The organism is Flaviflagellibacter deserti, from assembly GCF_042652085.1.
Taxonomy (GTDB): domain Bacteria; phylum Pseudomonadota; class Alphaproteobacteria; order Rhizobiales; family Methylopilaceae; genus Flaviflagellibacter; species Flaviflagellibacter deserti.
Genome location: NZ_JBHSJF010000003.1, coordinates 46,547 through 63,511, shown reverse-complemented (window position 1 = coordinate 63,511; position 16,965 = coordinate 46,547). Strand labels below are relative to the sequence as shown.

Genomic DNA, 16,965 nt, shown 5'->3' with positions numbered 1-16,965 from the left:
ACCGCTTGAGTCCGCCGCTTTCACGCGGGATAAGGGGATCATGGCGCTCATCGAGATCAATCAAGGCGAACCGGAAGCTCCCTGGTACGACGAACAGGGGCTGTCCGAGACGCCGGTCATCCATCCTTCCGCAACCGTGCTGCGCACCCGCGTCGGTCCCTGGACCTCGATCGCCAGGGGCTGCGAGATCACCGATTCGGATTTCCTCGATTTCGCCTATGCGACGCCGAACGTGCAGATCTTCAACGCGGAGATCGGCAAGTTCTGCAACATCGCGACGAATGTCCGGATCAACCCGACCAATCATCCGATGTGGCGGGCGACCTTGCATCACTTCACCTACCGTTCGCGCTGCCACCACATGGCCCAGGACGACGACCGAGAGATCTTCGAGTGGCGGCTGAAGAACCGCATTGTCATCAGCCCGGACGTCTGGATCGGCCACGCGGCAATCATCATGCCGGGCGTCAATGTCGGAACGGGCGCGGTGATCGGCTCGGGCGCCATCGTGACCAAGGACGTGCCGAACTACGCAGTGGTCGTCGGATCACCCGCGCGTGTCATCAAGCGCCGCGTCGATGAAGAAACCGAAGCCCGCTTCCTGCGCATCAAATGGTGGGACTGGAGCCATGCCCGGCTGAGCGAGGCGATGGCCGATTTCCGCAAGCTCGACGCGATCGAGTTCTCCAAGCGCTACGACGTCGCCGAAGCTGTGGCTCAGGTCTAACGCTCGATCGTCAGTTCGACGCGGTCGGCGACGAAACGCGACTGCGTCGCCTGGATGCGGACACCCTCCAGGTCGACATTGATGCTGCTGATGATCAACACGACGCGGCCCGGCGCGATGTCGAGTTGCGCCGCCTCGGCAGGGTCCGCCATCCGCGCCGTGATGCGGGTCGACAGGCGCTTGTAGTCCTCGATGCCGAGCTTCTTGTAGGCCTTGGTCAGTGAGCCCTTGGCGGCGAAATGCTGGTCGAGACCGAGGAAGCGGGGCAGCGGGAAACAGGTCCGGGCAAACGACAGGGGCACGCCGTCGGCGCGGTAGATCGTATGCATCTGCAGGATCGGCGATCCCTTCTCGATGCCGAGTGCCTCCGCGATGCCCTTGTCGGCCGGCACATGCTCGGCGGAGACGAGTTCGCCCCGCGCCTCGCGGCCGACCTTCGCCATCACTTCCGAAAAGCGGGTCTTCAGGCCGATGGGATAGACGACCGGCGCCGTCTCGACGAACGTGCCGCTGCCCTGCGTGGCGCGCACGAGGCCGCGCTCGGCCAGCATGGCAAGACCGCGCCGGACCGTGTGGCGGTTGACGCCGAACCTTTCCGCCAGCTGCGATTCCGGCGCCAGCCTGTCGCCCGGCTTCAATCGACCCGACGTAATGTCGGCCTCGACCGCATCCGCCACCTGCCGCCACGCCGCCAGCCCCAAAGCCCTGTCGAGCACCTGATCCCTCGTTATCGTCATCCGTCATCAAAACTTCATTGGACAGTGTTTGGCCAGTTGTCTAATAAAATAGACAACATTCGACGACAGGATCGTGAATGACCGAGACACCAGCATACGAGCCCCGGCAGGAAGCGATGCGCGTCTACGCGCTGGCGACCGCCAACGAACTCGCGACCGCGCTCGAAAAGGTCGGACCGCCGGACGGCGCCGAGGAGATGCGCGCGCCAGAGATCGGCCTCGTCATGGCGCGCGGCCGCATCGGCGGAACGGGCGCTCCCTTCAATGCCGGCGAGGTCAGCGTCACTCGCGCGGCGGTCCGGCTAACGACCGGCGAGATCGGAATCGCCTACCAACTCGGTCGAGACAAACCGAAGGCCCGCACGGCCGCAATGCTCGATGCACTGTGGCAGGCAGGTCGCCGGACCGAGGTCCATGCCGCACTCGAACCGGTCCGCAATCGCATCGCCGAAGAGCGCGCGCTTAAGGCACGACGTGTCGCGGCGACGAAGGTCGATTTCTTCACCATGGTCCGGGGAGAGGATTGATGGCCGCCCATGCTTTCGCCAATCCCGTCTTCGACGCTCAGCGTGTTTTCCGCGCGGCGATGAACGCGCTGTCACGGCCCGGTACGCTGCAGACGCTCGACTGCGATATCGCGCCACCGGCCTCGCTGCCTGCCGAACTTGCCGCGCTTGCGCTGACGCTCGCCGACCATGAGACGCCGCTCTGGCTCGATGCAACTCTGGCCGGATCGCGCGAGGTCACGGACTATCTCCGCTTCCACACCGGCACTCCGATCACGGCCAATCCGCGCGAGGCGCATTTCGCGCTGGTTTCCGACCCCGCGCTCTGTCCGTCGCTTCACAGCTTCGCGCGCGGCACGCCGGATTATCCGGATCGCTCGACGACTATGTTTGTCCATACAAGCCGGATTTCCGTCGGAGACGGGCTGATTCTCAGCGGCCCCGGCATTCGCGGCACGGCCACGATGTCGATCGACCCGCTGCCGCCCGCATTCGCCCGAGAGTGGATCGCGAACCGCGCACTGTTCCCATGCGGCGTCGATGTGCTGTTCACGGCGAACGGCATGGTCACCGGCCTGCCACGCACGACCATGATGGAGGCGCGCTGATGTATGTCGCGGTGAAGGGCGGCGAGGCCGCCATCGACAATGCACACGCTCTGCTCGACCACGAGCGGCGCGGCGACCCTTCCGTCCCCGAGCTTTCGGTCGCGCAGATCCGTGAGCAGATGACGCTTCTCGTCGACCGCGTGATGACCGAGGGCTCGCTCTACGATCCCGACCTCGCGGCGCTCGCGCTGAAGCAGGCGCGCGGCGACCTGATCGAGGCGGTATTCCTTGTCCGCGCCTTCCGCACCACGCTGCCGCGCTTCGGCACGTCCGAGCCGATCGACACCGATACGATGCGCGCGATCCGCCGCGTCTCGGCGATCTACAAGGACCTGCCGGGCGGACAGGTGCTCGGCCCGACCTTCGACTACACCCATCGCCTGATCGACTTCGCGCTCGCGGCCGAAGGCGAGCCGGAGAGGCCGGCCGAAAGCCAGGCAGCATCCGAGGTAATGCCGCATGTGGCGAGCCTGCTCGACGGGGAGCGCCTGATCGAGCGCGAGCCTGCGGCCGATCCGAACATCCCCGTCGGCGACCTGACTCGCGAACCGCTCGATTTCCCCGCCGGCCGCGATCTGCGCTTGCAGGCACTGGCGCGCGGCGACGAGGGCTTCGTGCTGGCGCTCGGCTATTCGACCCAACGTGGTTTCGGCCGCACCCATCCCTTCACCGGCGAGATCCGCATCGGCGATGTCGAGATCGAGTTCGTGCCGGAAGAGCTCGGTTTCGCCGTGCCGCTCGGCGAGATGACCCTCACCGAATGCGAGATGGTCACCCAGTTCACCGGCTCGGCCGCCCAGCCGCCGCAGTTCACGCGCGGCTATGGCCTCGCTTTCGGACGCGGCGAGCGCAAGGCCATGGCCATGGCGCTGGTTGACCGCGCGCTCCGCGCCCGCGAATTCGGCGAGGAGGTTGCGGCTCCCGCGCAGGACGAGGAGTTCGTGCTGTCGCATTGCGACAACCTGCAGGCCACCGGCTTCGTCGAGCACCTGAAGCTGCCGCATTACGTCGACTTCCAAGCCGAACTCGAACTCGTCCGCCGCATGCGCGCCGAGCACGAGGCCGGCGGCCAGACCGATGCGCTGGAGGCCGCAGAATGAACGAGCACGCGCAGGCCACGGGCTATAATTTCGCCTATCTCGACGAGCAGACGAAACGGATGATCCGCCGCGCGATCCTGAAAGGGATCGCAATTCCCGGCTATCAGGTGCCGTTCGCCAGCCGCGAAATGCCGATGCCATACGGCTGGGGCACCGGCGGCGTGCAGGTGACCGCCGCAATCCTCGGCCCGGACGACGTACTGAAGGTCATCGACCAGGGCTCGGACGACACCACGAACGCTGTCTCGATCCGGAAGTTCTTCGCGCGCACGGCCGGCGTCGCGACGACGACGAAAACAGTCGAGGCGACGGTCATCCAGACGCGCCACCGCGTGCCGGAGACGGCGCTGCGCTCGGACCAGGTGCTGGTCTACCAGGTGCCGATCCCCGAACCGCTCCGCTATCTCGAACCGCGCGAGACCGAGACGCGCAAGCTTCATGCGCTCGGCGAATACGGCTTGATGCACGTGAAGCTCTACGAGGACATCGCCCGCCACGGCCATGTCGCGACGACCTACGCCTATCCGGTCGAAGTCGCCGGCCGCTATGTGATGGACCCCTCGCCGGTGCCGAAATTCGACAACCCGAAGATCGACGATTGCGAGGCGCTGCAGCTCTTCGGCGCCGGCCGCGAAAAGCGCATCTACGCGGTGCCGCCGCACACGAAGGTTCGCAGCCTCGACTTCGAGGATCATCCGTTCCGGGTTCAGACCTTCAAGGACCCGTGCGCGCTCTGCGCCGCCGAAGGCGTCTATCTCGATGAGGTTGTGCTCGACGACCGCGGCGGGCGGATGTTCGTCTGTTCCGACACCGATTATTGCGAGGAGCGCCGCGAGGCCGGCCATCGCGGCCACCTGGCTGGCGACGATCCCCTCTCCCCTGTGGGGAGAGGTCGAGTCGCCGAAGGCGACCGGGTGAGGGAAGAACATAAATCCGACTCGGCTTCCCCCTCACCCCGACCCTCTCCCCACAGGGGAGAGGGAGAGGAGGCATTGCCGTGACCTCACCCCTGCTCACTGCCCGTGGTCTGGCCAAGAACTACGGCCCGCGCGCCGCCTGCGCCGATGTCTCGCTCGACCTCTACGAGGGCGAGGTGCTGGCGATCGTTGGCGAATCCGGCTCCGGCAAGTCGACTTTACTCGGCCTGCTTGCCACCGAGACTTCTCCCGACGCCGGCGAGGTCCATTACCGCTTCCGCGACGACGAGGTCCGCGATCTGCTCACGCTCGGCGAGGCCGAACGGCGCCTGCTGATGCGCACCGATTGGGGCTTCATCCGCCAGGATGCGACGCAGGGCCTGCGTATGCCGGTCTCGGCCGGCGGCAATGTCGGCGAGCGACTGATGGCCGTCGGCGCGCGCCATTACGGCAATATCCGCGCGACCGCAGAGGACTGGCTCGCCCGCGTCGAGATCGATCCCGGCCGCATCGACGACAGCCCGAAGACGTTTTCCGGCGGCATGCGCCAGCGCCTTCAGATCGCCCGCAATCTCGTGACCCAGCCGCGCCTCGTCTTCATGGACGAGCCGACCTCCGGCCTCGACGTCTCGGTCCAGGCGCGCCTCCTCGACCTGATCCGCACGCTCGTCGCCGAACTGGGACTCGCCGTCGTCATCGTCACGCATGACCTGGCCGTCGCGCGCCTCCTCTCGCACCGGATGATGGTGATGAAGGGTGGCCGCGTCATCGAGACCGGACTGACCGACCAGGTGCTCGACGATCCGCGCGAGCCCTACACCCAGCTCCTCGTATCCTCCGTCCTGGCGGCCTGACCATGCAGCCTCTGATCAAGCTCAACGGCGTCTCGAAGGCCTTCACTCTTCATCTGCGCGGCGGCATGAAGCTAGACGTCGTCGACGATGTAGGCTTCGAGGTCATGCCCGGAGAATGCGTCGTGCTCGGCGGCCCGTCCGGCTCCGGCAAGTCGTCGCTGCTCAAGATCGTCTATGGCAATTACCGCTGCGATCATGGCTCCGTGCTCGTCCGCGACGGCGACGACTATGTCGATGTCGCCACCGCCGAACCGCGCCGGATGATCGCGCTCCGTCGCGACGTGATGGGCTATGTCAGCCAGTTCCTGCGCGTCATCCCGCGCGTCTCGACCATCGACGTCGTCGCCTCGGCCGGCCGCGACAGCGGCCTTTCGCCGGAGGTTGCGCAAGCGCGAGCCGGAGAGCTGCTCAGCCGCCTCAACGTGCCGGAGCGTCTCTGGGACCTGCCGCCCGCGACCTTCTCCGGCGGCGAACAGCAGCGCGTGAACATCGCGCGAGGCTTCATCGCCGACCTGCCGGTGCTCCTGCTCGACGAGCCGACCGCATCCCTCGACGCCACTAACCGCGCCGTCGTAGTCGAACTGATCGAGGCCCGCAAAAAGGCCGGGACGGCCATCATCGGCATCTTCCACGACGAGGATGTGCGTGACCGCGTCGCAAGTCGCGTCGTAGACGTGACACGTTTTGCGGCCAAAGCGGCCTGAGGAGAACCGACTCATGCCCGATCAGGTCACAATCATCGAGAATGCCGAGATCGTCTTCGCCGACCGCGTCGAGCGCGGTTGGCTCGCCGTCGTCGACGGCAAGGTCAGCGAGACCGGCACCGGAGCGCCGCCCGAAAAGGGCTTCGACCTCCACGGCGACTATCTGATCCCAGGCCTGGTCGAGCTGCACACCGACCATCTGGAGAGCCATTACGTCCCGCGCCCCAAGGTCTACTGGAACACGATGGGCGCGGTGCTGGCCTACGACGCGCAGATCGTCGCCTCGGGCATCACCACCGTCTTCGACTCGCTCCGCTGCGGCTCCGACCTCGACGGCGGCGGCCTCGGAGCCGACCTGATGCAGCTTGGCGAGGCGCTCGATATCGCCCGCAACGAGGGCCTGTTCCGGGCCGAGCATCTGACGCATTTGCGCTGCGAAGTGCCGTCGCCGGACGTTGTCGACTCATTGACGGCTTTCTCGGCGCTCTACCCCGTCAGCCTGATGTCGCTGATGGACCACACGCCGGGCCAAAGGCAGTTCCGCGACCTCGACAAATACCTGACCTACTACATGGGCAAGCGCGGCGGCTCGGTCGAAGAGTTCAAGGCGCAGATGGATGCCCGCGTCGAGCAGAACGGCGCCTTCAGCGCGATCAACCGGCCGAAGGTCATCGCATTCGCCCGCGCCAACGGCGTCCCGCTCGCGAGTCACGATGACACCACGCTCTCCGAAGTCGATCAGACGGTCGAAGAGGGTGTCTCGCTGGCCGAGTTCCCGACCACACTGGAATCCGCCACCGCGCTTCGCGATCACGGCATCGCGGTGATGATGGGCGCGCCGAACCTCATTCGCGGCGGCTCGCATTCCGGCAATCTTGCGGCGATCGAGGCGGCGGAGGCCGGATGCCTCGACATCCTGTCGTCGGACTATGTTCCGGCCAGCCTGCTGATGGCCGCCTTCGATCTGCCGAACCGCGTTCCCGGAATCGACCTCTCCGCCGCGATCCGCACCGTGACGAAGACGCCTGCCAGGGCGACCGGCTTACATGATCGTGGCGAGATCGCCTCCGGCCAGCGCGCCGATCTCGTCCAGATCAAGCTCGCCAACGGCGTGCCGGTCGTCCGCCGCGTCTGGCGCCAGGGCGAGCGGGTGCTCTGAGATGTCGGGCGGTTTCGTCTTCGTCGTCGGCCCGAGCGGTTCGGGGAAGGACAGCCTGATCGGTTATGCGAAGACCGCGCTCGCGGACGACGTCTCGATGGTCTTCCCGCGCCGCATCGTGACGCGCCCGAGCTCGGCCCACGAGGACCACGACACGATCGACGAAACGGCGTTCGCCGAGGGCGAAAGCGCCGGTACCTTTACGTTGTGCTGGCGCGCACACGGCCTCGGCTATGCGCTTCCGAAATCGGCGCTGGAGAATGTGCGGCAAGGCCACATCGCCGTCTGCAACATTTCGCGCCGCATGGTGCCGTGGAGCCGTATCCATCTGCCAAAAGTCACGGTGGTCGAAATCACTGCGCCGATCGAACTCCTGCGCGAACGCCTCGCCGGCCGTGCCCGGATCGAGGACGGCGACCTCAACGCTCGCCTCGGCCGCTCGCTGGAGGTCTGGACGCCGGTCGACGCGACCATCGTCAACGACCGCACGATCGAAGAGGCTGGCCGCGAACTTGTCGCGCTCATCACCAGCCATTCCTCCGCCTGCCGGACCGATATCCCGGTCGAGAAGAGGTTTGTCCCGCGTTTCAGCTAGGAGATCATGACCGATGTCGATTGTCCGCTCCGTCGAGGAGCTCGAAGCCATCTACGGCACGACCGGAGAGACGTCGACGGCCAAGGTCACGGACCGCATCACGCCGCACTACCGCGCCTATATCGAGGTCTCGCCGTTCGCGGCGCTCGCGACCTGCGGACCGGAAGGCCTCGACTGCTCGCCACGCGGCGATCTCGGCGGCTTCGTCCGCATCCACGACGAGAAGACGTTGATGATGCCAGACCGGCGCGGCAATAACCGCATCGACTCGCTCAGGAACATCGTCCGCGACCCGCGCACCGCCTTCATGTTCATGATCCCCGGCCACGGCAACGCGATCCGCGTCAACGGCCGCGCCGAGATCAGCGTCGACCCGGACTTGCTCGCCTCCTTCTCCGTCGACGGCAAGGCGCCGCGCTCGGTGATCGTGATGCATGTCGACGAGGTCTACTTTCAGTGCGCCCGCGCGATCGTCCGCTCGGAACTCTGGAACCCGGCCCGCCATATCGACCCGAAGAGCTTGCCGACGCCCGGCGAAATGCTGCTGGTAATGAGCGAAGGACGTGTCGGCGGCGAGGAATACGACGCCGCGTGGAACGCGCGGGCTCAGGCGAGCTTGTGGTGACAGCGTATCCCGGACCGTGCACGGCAAAGCCGTGTCACGTGATCCGGGATCCAGCGCCTATGTACGCCGCAGGCGCTCTATAGCTGAAGAGCTTCGCGAGTATGCGCTGGGTCCCGGATCACGCGATGGGCTTCGTCCACGCGGACCGGGAGACGCCTAGATAAACTTCGCCCTGATTCTCTGGCTGAGCACGTCCAGCAGCGACACCGTCACAATGACGATGAGCAGCACCGCGCCGGCCTGCTGATATTCGAACGAGCGCATGACCTCGTTGAAGGTCATGCCGATGCCGCCGCCGCCGACGATGCCGAGTACGGTGGCCGAACGGACGTTCGATTCGAAGCGGTAGAGCGTGAATGAGATCCAGAGCGGCAGGACCTGCGGGATGACGCCGAAGACGATCTCCTGCAGCTTGGTCGCGCCGGTGCCGCGAATACCCTCGACCGGGCCGTGATCGATGGCCTCGACCGCTTCCGAGAACAGTTTGGCGATGATGCCGGTCGTGTGCAGGAACAGCGCGAGCACGCCGGCAAACGGGCCGAGGCCGACGGCGGCGATGAAGATCAGCGCGAAGACAAGTTCGTTGATGGCTCGAAGCGCGTCCATCAGGCGGCGCATCGGAAAGGTGATCCAGACCGGCGCGATGTTCGACGAGCAGAGCAGCGCGCACGGAATGCCGAGGATGACGGCAAGGAGCGTGCCCCAGATGGCGATCGCCAACGTTTCGAGCATGCCCTTCATATAGAATTCCCACTCATGGAAGTCGGGCCGGAAAAAGTCCTTGCCCAGTTCCGCCATGTTGCCGCTGTCCTTGATGAGCTGCGCCGGGTTCATCTCCGCCGAATGCCAGGCCCAGACCAGGACCGCGACCCCGATTCCCGCGCCGACGGTTTGTGTGAGGATCGAAAGGACGGAGCGCGGCGGCACCGGCATGGTCGGCGCGGGCGTCATCAAGGTCGAGCTCATCGTCGCGATCTCCGTATCAAAAAAGGAGGGACCCGTGGGTCCCTCCAAGCCTCCGGGGACAGTCCGGATTACATGTTCGGGACGCTGGCCATCAGCTTGTCGAGCGCGGCGAGCTGCGCGTCGATCTCGGCGACCTTCTTGGCCTTTTCGTCGGCGGCGAGCTTGTCGTCGTTCTGCGCCTTCAGCTTGTTCTTGAAGAGCTCGAGCTGACGGATCGGATAGAGCTGCGCGTTCGACGACGCGACGAACGGACCCCAGCCATCGGACGTGGTCTTCAGGATATCGCGGGCGCGGGTGACTTCTTCAGCCGAGCCGAGACGGCCATAGCCGAGGAAGAAGGCGTAGACCTTCGCCTTGACGTCGGCCGGGAGGTCCGAGCGCCAGACGATCGGGTCGGACGGGATGAGCGGTGAGCGCCAGATTTCCTTCAGCTTCTCGAAGTCCGCCGTGCGGTTCAGCTTCAGACGGTCCATGCTCTCAGTGTTGTTGGTCGCGACGTCGACCTGGCCGTTGGCGACGGCGAGGGCGTTGCCCTCATGGTTCGAAACCACGACGCGCTTGAAGCAGGTGTTCGGATCGGTCTTGTTGAGGGCGAACACGTAGTAGCTCGGGACGAGGTTGCCCGAGGTCGAATTCGCGTCGCCGTTGCCGAAGTTCAGGCCTTTCGAGCAGTCGAGAACGTCCTTCAGCTCGTTGAGCGCGGTGTTCGACTTGTTGGCGAGGAGGAGCGAGTAATAGCCCTTGGTGCCGTCCGGCTTGGTCGTCTGGGCGAACACTTCGCCACCGGCGCGGTCGACGGCTTCCATGGCGGCCTTGTTGCCGTACCAGGCCACGTCGACCTTCTTGAAGCGCATGCCTTCGATAACGCCGGCATAATCCTGCGCGAAGAACGCCTTCACCGGGATGCCGACGGCCTTTTCCAGGTCCTTCAGCATCGGCTCGAAGCTCTTCGAGAGAGCCGACGAGCTCTCCGTCGAGATGATGCCGAAGTTGAGCTGCTTGATCTCCTCAGCGTTCGCCGCACCGGCGAAAGCCAGCGCGGCGAGCGCGCCAATGACGAACTTCTTCATAGTGCTCTCCGTGTAAAAATCTGTCAGTTCACGCGGGCGAGTTCGGCCGCATGGTTACGCGTGACATCAATGATCGCCGGGTCCATTACCGGCGTCGCTTCGGTCTGGCCGGGCAGGATCAGTTCCTCGGCCGAGGCGCCGTAGAGTTCCGTCAGGAACGCCGGCGTAAGCTTCGCGGCGGGGCCGTCGAAGACCACTTCGCCCGCGCGCATCGCGATCACGCGGTCGAAATAGGCGCGGGCGTAATCGACCTGATGCAGCGAAACGAGGAGCGTGATGCCTTGCGTCCGGTTCAGCTTGGACAGGATTTCCATCACCCGCTTCGCCGACTTCGGGTCGAGCGAGGCGATCGGCTCGTCGGCGACGATGATCTCGGCGCGCTGGACGAGGGCACGGGCGATCGCCGCGCGCTGCTGCTGGCCGCCCGAAAGGGCCTCCGCGCGCTTGTAGATGTGCTGCTCGATGCCGACCTGAGTCATCGCCAGCCAGGCCGCCTCGCGGTCGGCGTGCTCGAACATTCCGAGCGTGCCGCGCAAAGCTGAGATGCGGCCGAGCGAGCCGACCAGCACGTTCGACAGCACCGACATCCGATTCACGAGATTGAACTTCTGGAAGATCAGGCCGATGCGGCGGCGGATGCGGCGTGCGTCGCCGGAAAGCTTGCCGTTCGACTGGATCGCCTCGCCGAACACACGGACCTCGCCGCCATCGGCATCGCCGACGAGCAGTCCGGATGCGAGACGCATCATGGTCGACTTGCCGGAGCCCGAGGCACCGATCAGCGCGACGCGCTCGCCGGCCTTGATGGAGAGCGAAATGCCGCTTACCGCGCGGACAGTTCCATAGGTCTTGGACAGACCACGAATGGCGAGTGCTTCCGTCATAGCGTTGCTGGCCCCGGTTTTCGGAGTCCTTAGAAGCCCTGCATGACGCTCGGATGACGCGAGCTTCCGGCGCGCTCTCCCTGTGGAAGAGAATGACATCCCGGCGTCATCATCCGGCCGCAGGATGGAAGGCTAAATTCAAGCGCCAATGCTCGACGCACCTTCTCACGATCTAGACCGCGCGACGGTCCAGAAAGCCTACGGCGGGTGGGCGCCAATTTATGACGCGCTGTGCGGGCCGGTCTTCCTCATCGGCCGCAAGGCCGCGGTGAAGGCGGCGCGCCAGGTCGGCGGCAAGGTGCTCGAGATCGGCGTCGGCACCGGCCTCTCCTTTCCGGATTATGACGAGACGACCGAGGTCACCGGCATCGACATCACCGAGCCGATGCTCGCAAGGGCGCGCCGCAAACTCGAAACCGGCCGCTATCCCCATATCCGCGACATCCGCATCATGGATGCGCACAATCTCGAATTCGAAGACGCGAGCTTCAACGTCGTCGTCGCGCAGTTCGTGATCACGCTCGTGGCGGACCCGGAACGCGTGCTGGACGAGGCCGCGCGCGTGTTGAGACCCGGCGGCGAGATCGTGCTGATGAGCCATCTCTATTCGGAGCAGGGCATCGGAGCTGCGATCGAGCGCTGGGTGGCCCAACGCACTCGCGCCATCGGCCTGCGGCCCGAATTTCCGTTCTCGCGCCTCGTCCGCTGGGCCGAGACCCGTTCCGACATCGAACTCGCGGAACGCCGCGATCTCGGCCCACTCTACAGCCTCGTGCGCTTCCGCAAGCTCGGCTGAACGCCGCTCACGCCCGCTTGGGCGGCGGTGTTCGCAAATCCTTCATCGAACTGTCTCCGGCCCGTCGCGAGATGTTGTTTTGGTCGTCACGATCCCATCGCGCCGCGCGGTGACGGACGATCAACACTCCAGGACGCAAGCCGATGCCCCGGCTCAACACCGAACCGTTCGCCTTTCTGAGCAAGTTCACGCCGCGCAATGCCGCGACCGTCGCTACCAGCGCCGGACGCGCCCCGATCATCTGGCTCAAGGACCGCAACGAGGTCCACGGCGAGAGCCTCGGCCAGATCGGTTCGCTCGAAGTCCGCCTCTGCCGCAGCGCCGCCGACGTGAAGCGCGCGCAAAAGCTCCGCTACAAGGTGTTCTACAAGGAAATGGCGGCGATCGCCGACGCCCGCACCTACTTCACCAAGCGCGACATCGACGCCTTCGACTCCGTCTGCGACCACCTGCTCGTCGTCGACCATGATGCCCCGCGCAAGAAGCCGTGGAAGGGTCCGAAGGTCGTCGGCACCTACCGCCTGCTCGGGCAGACCGCGGGCCGTGCCGACGGCGGCTTCTACACCGCCGGCGAATACGAGATCGAGAAGCTGATCGCCCGCCATCCGGGGCTGCGCTTCCTCGAACTCGGTCGTTCCTGCGTGCTGCCGCCATACCGCAACAAGCGCACCGTCGAGCTGCTGTGGCACGGCATCTGGGCTTACGTGGTCAAGAACCGCTTCGACGTGATGGTCGGCTGCGCGAGCTTCCCCGGCACTGACGCCAATGCGCACAGGCTTGCTCTGTCCTTCCTGCACCATTACGCGCCGGCTCCGGTCGAATGGCAGGTCTCGGCCCACGCCGCCATTCGTGCGCCGTTCGACCTGCTGCCCAAAGAGGCGGTGGACCCGAAGCATGCGATGCGTGAACTGCCGCCGCTGATGAAGGGCTATCTGCGCCTCGGCGCGATGTTCGGCCATGACGTCGTGGTCGACCGCCAGTTCGGCACGACGGACGTGATGGTCATTCTGCCAGTCTCTGCCATCAGCGAGCGTTATATCGGCCACTTCGGCGCCGACGCCGGCCGTTACGCGGCCTAGCCCAGCTGCATCAAAGCGTGGACGGCCTCGGCCGTCCGCGCGTTCTGGCCAACCCAGAGGAAATCCTCCTCGTCGAGGCGGGCCTGAAGGCCCGTCCGGTGCCAGCCGTGCTCCGGCCGCTGCACGATCCGGCCCGGCGCCGAAGGCGTGACATAGCCCGCCATCATATTCGGCCCGCGTAGCGCGAGCCCGTCCGGCGTCGCCACCATATCGAGCCCCGGAAGACGCTGGCCGTGGCTGGTTTCGCGATTGCGGTCCATCGTACCGATCGCCGCGACGCCGCCGGCTTCCGGCAGGCTCAACAGGCCGAGCACCCGCGCGCCGAACGTCTCCGCGAGTTTCCGGCGCGTCGATACCGTCACCGGCTCGGGCGCGAACAGGTAGCGAAGCGTGCGGAGGTCACCCGGCGCGCCCCGTTCGGCGATCGAGGCCAGCAGCGTCTCGTCGGCGATCATCGCCGTCGCATTGGCCACGTAGACATAGTCGGACACGATGTGTCCCGCGCGCGGCCAGTGATGGAGGTAGACCTTCACGCCGCTCAGCAGCGGCATCAGAATGCTGGCGACGAGACCCAACGGGTCGTGCAGCGGCAGCGCCGCGAACATCTTGTCCCGCCGGTTGAGATCGAGCGCCAGGGAGAGCTGGCGGCAGGCCGCGACGAGGTTGCGATGCGTCAGCACCACGCCGGTCCCGGCCTCACCGCCGGAGGCGGCGAGGATGATGGCAGGCGTGTCCGGATCGATCACATGCTGCTTCGCAGCCGACGCTTCCGCCGCGATCAGATCCTCGACGAACAGCACCGGCAGTTCGTGGCCGAGCAGTGCCGCGACATCCTCCGCCATGCGCCGCGAGGTCAGCACCGTTCCGGCCTCAGCCGCAGCGCAAAGCGCTCGCAGCCGGTGCGGCGCCTCGTTCGGATCGAGCGGAACCGCCGCGCGACTGGCGCCCATCACACCGAGAATGCCGACGATACCGCTGCTCGAATTCGGCAGCATCACCGCGACATTGCCATTGCAGGAAAGACCCGCCGACACCCGGTTTGCCTGCGCGATCAACTCCGCATACGTCACCCGGCCGAACAGATCTTCCTCGACGATCTCATGCTTCGGATCGTGGCACTCCGCGGCCTTGTCGAGCGCGGCGTTGACGCTCGTGTCGAATTCGCTCGCCTCCACCGCCAGGTCGCGCAGTGCATGGCCGATCTGCCGCGTACCCGCCGCACGGCGTTCCACCGCGCTCAAATGCTCCGGCAGGTCGACCTTGAACGGCGCGCCGATCGTCACTGTCGCGCGTGGAAAGCGGTGGCGACGCATCAGTTCTTCGGGGAGGCGCGTCAGGCCGGTCCGGTCCAGCCCGTCGATCCGCACCGGCAGCACCACCGCGTTCGCCTGATCCGCGAGCCAGGCCGCACCGTCGTAGAACTTCATCATCCCGCCGGTGACGGTCAGCCGTCCCTCCGGGAAGATCGCGGCGCGCTTGCCGGATTTTAGGGCCTTCAGCAATCCGCGCACCGGCACCGGGTAGACCGGGTCGACGCGGAATGCGCGCGCGAACTTGATCAGCGGCGCGAATTTCGGGTCCTGCGCGATCAGCCGGTCGATGGCGAAGCTCGTATCCGGGCCGAACAGCGCCCAAGCGAGCGGCGCATCGAGAAAGCTTGCATGGTTCAGCACGATCAACGGCGCCGGACCGGCCGATTTCAGATTGTCGAGCCCATTGATCTTAAGGCGATAGACCAGCCGGAAGGCGAGCATGATCGCCCGCCGTCCCCAGCGGACCAGTTTCGCCCTGTCGCGCGCGTCTTCCCGCGAGGTCATGCCTGTCCCGTCGCGCCCGTGGAAGGCGGGCGCGTTGGTCTCGGTCATAGGTCCGGTTTGACGACAATCCGATGTCACCAAGCGGATCACGTTTTCCCGTCGGCCGCGAGATTTCCGGATTACGCGAGAAACCGAGGGCAGTTTGGAAACGTTCTTTGTGAGGCCGGCCGAGGGAGCTGGTCGGAGCATGGGGTTTTCCATGTCGCAATCCGAAAAGCCGGGCGGCCTCAATCGCCGCAGTTTCCTGACCGCGACCGCGATGGGGGCAACCCTTCCGGTCATCCAGCAAGCCCGGGCGCAGCAGGCGGAATCCGCGCCCGCCGATCCTCGCGCGCCTGTCGACGTCAAGCTTCGCATCAACGGCCGCGACCAGTCGCTGCGCCTCGATGCCCGCACGACGCTTCTCGATACGTTGCGGGAGCATGTCGGCCTGACGGGCTCGAAGAAAGGCTGCGATCAGGGGCAGTGTGGCGCCTGCACGGTCCTGGTCGACGGGACGCGCGTCCTGTCTTGTCTGACGCTCGCGGTAATGGCGCAGGGTTCCGAGATCACGACCATCGAAGGGCTCGCTTCGTCTGATGGCGCCCTGCACCCGATGCAGCAGGCATTCATCGACCACGACGCCTTCCAGTGCGGCTATTGCACGCCTGGCCAGATCATGTCCGCCGTCGCCTGCGTCAACGAAGGCCATGCCGGCACGAATGACGACATCCGCGAATATATGAGCGGCAATCTTTGCCGCTGCGCCGCCTATCCGAACATCGTCGCCGCCATCAACCAGGCGAAGAACGAGATGAGGAAAGCCTGATGCGTCCGTTCCTCTATGAGCGGGCCGATCAGCCCGAGGCCGCCGTCATCGCCGCCCGGATCCAGGGGCAGCAGCAGGCGCCGCCGACCGCGGCAGCCGCGCAATTCATTGCCGGCGGAACAACTATCCTCGACCTGATGAAGCTCGACGTGATGCAACCGCAAACGCTGGTGAATGTCGGCAAACTGCCGGGCACGATCGAGATGAGCGATCAGGGTCTCCGGCTCGGTGCCTCGGTGAAGATGGCCGAGGCCGCCGAGAACGAGATCGTAAAACGCGACTTCCCGGTGATCGCGCAGGCGCTTCAGCTCGCCGCCAGCCAGCAGATCCGCAACATGGCGAGTCTCGGCGGCAACGTACTCCAGCGCACGCGCTGCCCTTATTTCCGCGATGTCAGCTATTCGGCCTGCAACAAACGAAATCCCGGGTCCGGCTGCTCGGCGCTCGACGGCCATAACCGCAACCTCGCGATTCTTGGCACGAGCGACAAATGCATCGCCAGCTATCCCGGAGACTTCGCGCAGGCGCTGATCGCCCTCGACGCGCAAGTCGAGACGCTCGGCCCGAATGGTGGCCGGAGCTTGGCCTTTGCCGACCTCCACAAGGAGCCGGGCGACACACCGAACATCGAAACGCAGTTGCAGCCCGGCGAGTTGATCTCGGCCTTCGTCGTGCCGACCGGCGCATGGACCAGGCGTTCGCTTTACCTGAAGATCCGCGATCGCGAGTCCTACGAATTCGCGCTGGCCTCCGCTGCGATCGCACTCGACATGGACGGGCAGACGGTTCGAGGGTCCCGCATCGCGCTCGGCGGTGTCGCCACGCGTCCTTGGCGCGCCCGCGAAGCCGAAGAGACGATTAATGGCCAGACGCTGAACGACGAGACCGCGCGCGGCGCGGCCGAAGCCGCTTTTCGCGGCGCAAAGGTCTATTCCCACAACGCCTTCAAGGTCGAACTCGGCAGACGGACGCTCGCCCGCGCCCTTCTCGACGCCGGCCGGATGGAGATTTGA

19 protein-coding genes are annotated in these 16,965 nt (G+C 65.7%); 14 read left to right on the top strand and 5 right to left on the bottom strand.

From position 1 onward, the window contains the following. The first annotated feature begins 40 nt into the window (after positions 1 to 40). A complete protein-coding gene (locus tag ACFPFW_RS03435) occupies positions 41 to 727 on the top strand; it encodes an LbetaH domain-containing protein (RefSeq protein WP_114957462.1) in 687 nt (228 codons plus the stop codon). Here ACFPFW_RS03435 and phnF read toward each other — a convergent pair. Continuing rightward, a complete protein-coding gene (gene phnF, locus ACFPFW_RS03430; protein ID WP_114957461.1) occupies positions 724 to 1,464 on the bottom strand; it encodes a phosphonate metabolism transcriptional regulator PhnF in 741 nt (246 codons plus the stop codon). The two genes, ACFPFW_RS03435 and phnF, sit on opposite strands and share 4 nt — an antisense overlap. A 77-nt stretch (positions 1,465 to 1,541) precedes the next feature. Between phnF and phnG the strand changes: the two genes are divergently transcribed. From phnG to ACFPFW_RS03385, 9 genes are read left to right on the top strand one after another with little or no spacing between them, the layout of a single operon-like run. Continuing rightward, positions 1,542 to 1,991, top strand: a complete 450-nt coding sequence (gene phnG, locus ACFPFW_RS03425) for a phosphonate C-P lyase system protein PhnG (RefSeq protein ID WP_379769435.1) — start codon at positions 1,542 to 1,544, stop codon at positions 1,989 to 1,991. After that, positions 1,991 to 2,578 carry a phosphonate C-P lyase system protein PhnH gene (gene phnH / locus ACFPFW_RS03420; RefSeq protein ID WP_114957460.1) on the top strand — a complete coding sequence of 196 codons (588 nt, stop codon included), beginning with the start codon at positions 1,991 to 1,993 and terminating at the stop codon, positions 2,576 to 2,578. Before phnG ends, phnH begins: the two co-directional genes overlap by 1 nt. After that, the gene (locus tag ACFPFW_RS03415; protein ID WP_114957459.1) at positions 2,578 to 3,678 is read left to right on the top strand and encodes a carbon-phosphorus lyase complex subunit; all 1,101 of its coding nucleotides are present in this window, start codon (positions 2,578 to 2,580) and stop codon (positions 3,676 to 3,678) included. Before phnH ends, ACFPFW_RS03415 begins: the two co-directional genes overlap by 1 nt. Then, a complete protein-coding gene (locus tag ACFPFW_RS03410; protein WP_114957458.1) occupies positions 3,675 to 4,679 on the top strand; it encodes an alpha-D-ribose 1-methylphosphonate 5-phosphate C-P-lyase PhnJ in 1,005 nt (334 codons plus the stop codon). The genes ACFPFW_RS03415 and ACFPFW_RS03410 overlap by 4 nt, the downstream gene beginning before the upstream one ends. Further along, positions 4,676 to 5,449: a phosphonate C-P lyase system protein PhnK gene (phnK, locus tag ACFPFW_RS03405; RefSeq protein WP_114957457.1), complete on the top strand. Its 774-nt coding sequence runs from the start codon at positions 4,676 to 4,678 to the stop codon at positions 5,447 to 5,449. The genes ACFPFW_RS03410 and phnK overlap by 4 nt, the downstream gene beginning before the upstream one ends. Positions 5,450 to 5,451: 2 nt before the next feature. Then, entirely contained in the window at positions 5,452 to 6,153 is a 702-nt protein-coding gene (gene phnL / locus ACFPFW_RS03400; RefSeq protein WP_114957456.1) for a phosphonate C-P lyase system protein PhnL, read from the top strand. A 13-nt stretch (positions 6,154 to 6,166) separates the two neighbouring features. Further along, a complete protein-coding gene (locus tag ACFPFW_RS03395) occupies positions 6,167 to 7,312 on the top strand; it encodes an alpha-D-ribose 1-methylphosphonate 5-triphosphate diphosphatase (RefSeq protein WP_114957455.1) in 1,146 nt (381 codons plus the stop codon). Between the two features lies 1 nt (position 7,313). Next, on the top strand, positions 7,314 to 7,907 hold the full coding sequence (phnN, locus tag ACFPFW_RS03390) for a phosphonate metabolism protein/1,5-bisphosphokinase (PRPP-forming) PhnN (protein WP_114957454.1): 594 nt from the start codon (positions 7,314 to 7,316) through the stop codon (positions 7,905 to 7,907). Positions 7,908 to 7,920: 13 nt separating this feature from the next. Further along, the gene (locus ACFPFW_RS03385) at positions 7,921 to 8,532 is read left to right on the top strand and encodes a pyridoxamine 5'-phosphate oxidase family protein (RefSeq protein ID WP_114957453.1); all 612 of its coding nucleotides are present in this window, start codon (positions 7,921 to 7,923) and stop codon (positions 8,530 to 8,532) included. A gap of 156 nt (positions 8,533 to 8,688) precedes the next feature. Here the strand turns inward: ACFPFW_RS03385 and phnE are convergent, their stop codons facing one another. The 3 genes from phnE to phnC all read right to left on the bottom strand — a co-directional run bounded on the left by phnE (position 8,689) and on the right by phnC (position 11,452). Beyond that, positions 8,689 to 9,498 carry a phosphonate ABC transporter, permease protein PhnE gene (gene phnE / locus ACFPFW_RS03380; protein WP_379769427.1) on the bottom strand — a complete coding sequence of 270 codons (810 nt, stop codon included), beginning with the start codon at positions 9,496 to 9,498 and terminating at the stop codon, positions 8,689 to 8,691. Between the two features lie 68 nt (positions 9,499 to 9,566). After that, positions 9,567 to 10,568, bottom strand: coding sequence for a phosphonate ABC transporter substrate-binding protein (gene phnD / locus ACFPFW_RS03375; protein WP_114957452.1), 1,002 nt, complete (start codon positions 10,566 to 10,568; stop codon positions 9,567 to 9,569). Between the two features lie 23 nt (positions 10,569 to 10,591). Then, positions 10,592 to 11,452, bottom strand: a complete 861-nt coding sequence (gene phnC, locus ACFPFW_RS03370) for a phosphonate ABC transporter ATP-binding protein (protein ID WP_114957451.1) — start codon at positions 11,450 to 11,452, stop codon at positions 10,592 to 10,594. Positions 11,453 to 11,600: 148 nt separating this feature from the next. Here phnC and ACFPFW_RS03365 point away from each other — a divergent pair, with 148 nt between their 5' ends. Together ACFPFW_RS03365 and olsB are read left to right on the top strand one after the other, a co-directional pair. Next, a complete protein-coding gene (locus tag ACFPFW_RS03365; RefSeq protein WP_114957450.1) occupies positions 11,601 to 12,248 on the top strand; it encodes a class I SAM-dependent methyltransferase in 648 nt (215 codons plus the stop codon). A 143-nt stretch (positions 12,249 to 12,391) separates the two neighbouring features. Further along, positions 12,392 to 13,327, top strand: coding sequence for a l-ornithine N(alpha)-acyltransferase (gene olsB, locus ACFPFW_RS03360; protein ID WP_114957449.1), 936 nt, complete (start codon positions 12,392 to 12,394; stop codon positions 13,325 to 13,327). Here olsB and ACFPFW_RS03355 read toward each other — a convergent pair. Continuing rightward, positions 13,324 to 15,192, bottom strand: a complete 1,869-nt coding sequence (locus ACFPFW_RS03355) for an AMP-binding protein (RefSeq protein WP_162799711.1) — start codon at positions 15,190 to 15,192, stop codon at positions 13,324 to 13,326. The genes olsB and ACFPFW_RS03355 overlap by 4 nt on opposite strands. A 211-nt stretch (positions 15,193 to 15,403) precedes the next feature. Between ACFPFW_RS03355 and ACFPFW_RS03350 the strand changes: the two genes are divergently transcribed. Both ACFPFW_RS03350 and ACFPFW_RS03345 read left to right on the top strand, forming a co-directional pair. Continuing rightward, the gene (locus ACFPFW_RS03350; protein ID WP_379769488.1) at positions 15,404 to 15,952 is read left to right on the top strand and encodes a (2Fe-2S)-binding protein; all 549 of its coding nucleotides are present in this window, start codon (positions 15,404 to 15,406) and stop codon (positions 15,950 to 15,952) included. Next, positions 15,952 to 16,965, top strand: a complete 1,014-nt coding sequence (locus ACFPFW_RS03345; protein ID WP_114957446.1) for an FAD binding domain-containing protein — start codon at positions 15,952 to 15,954, stop codon at positions 16,963 to 16,965. Before ACFPFW_RS03350 ends, ACFPFW_RS03345 begins: the two co-directional genes overlap by 1 nt.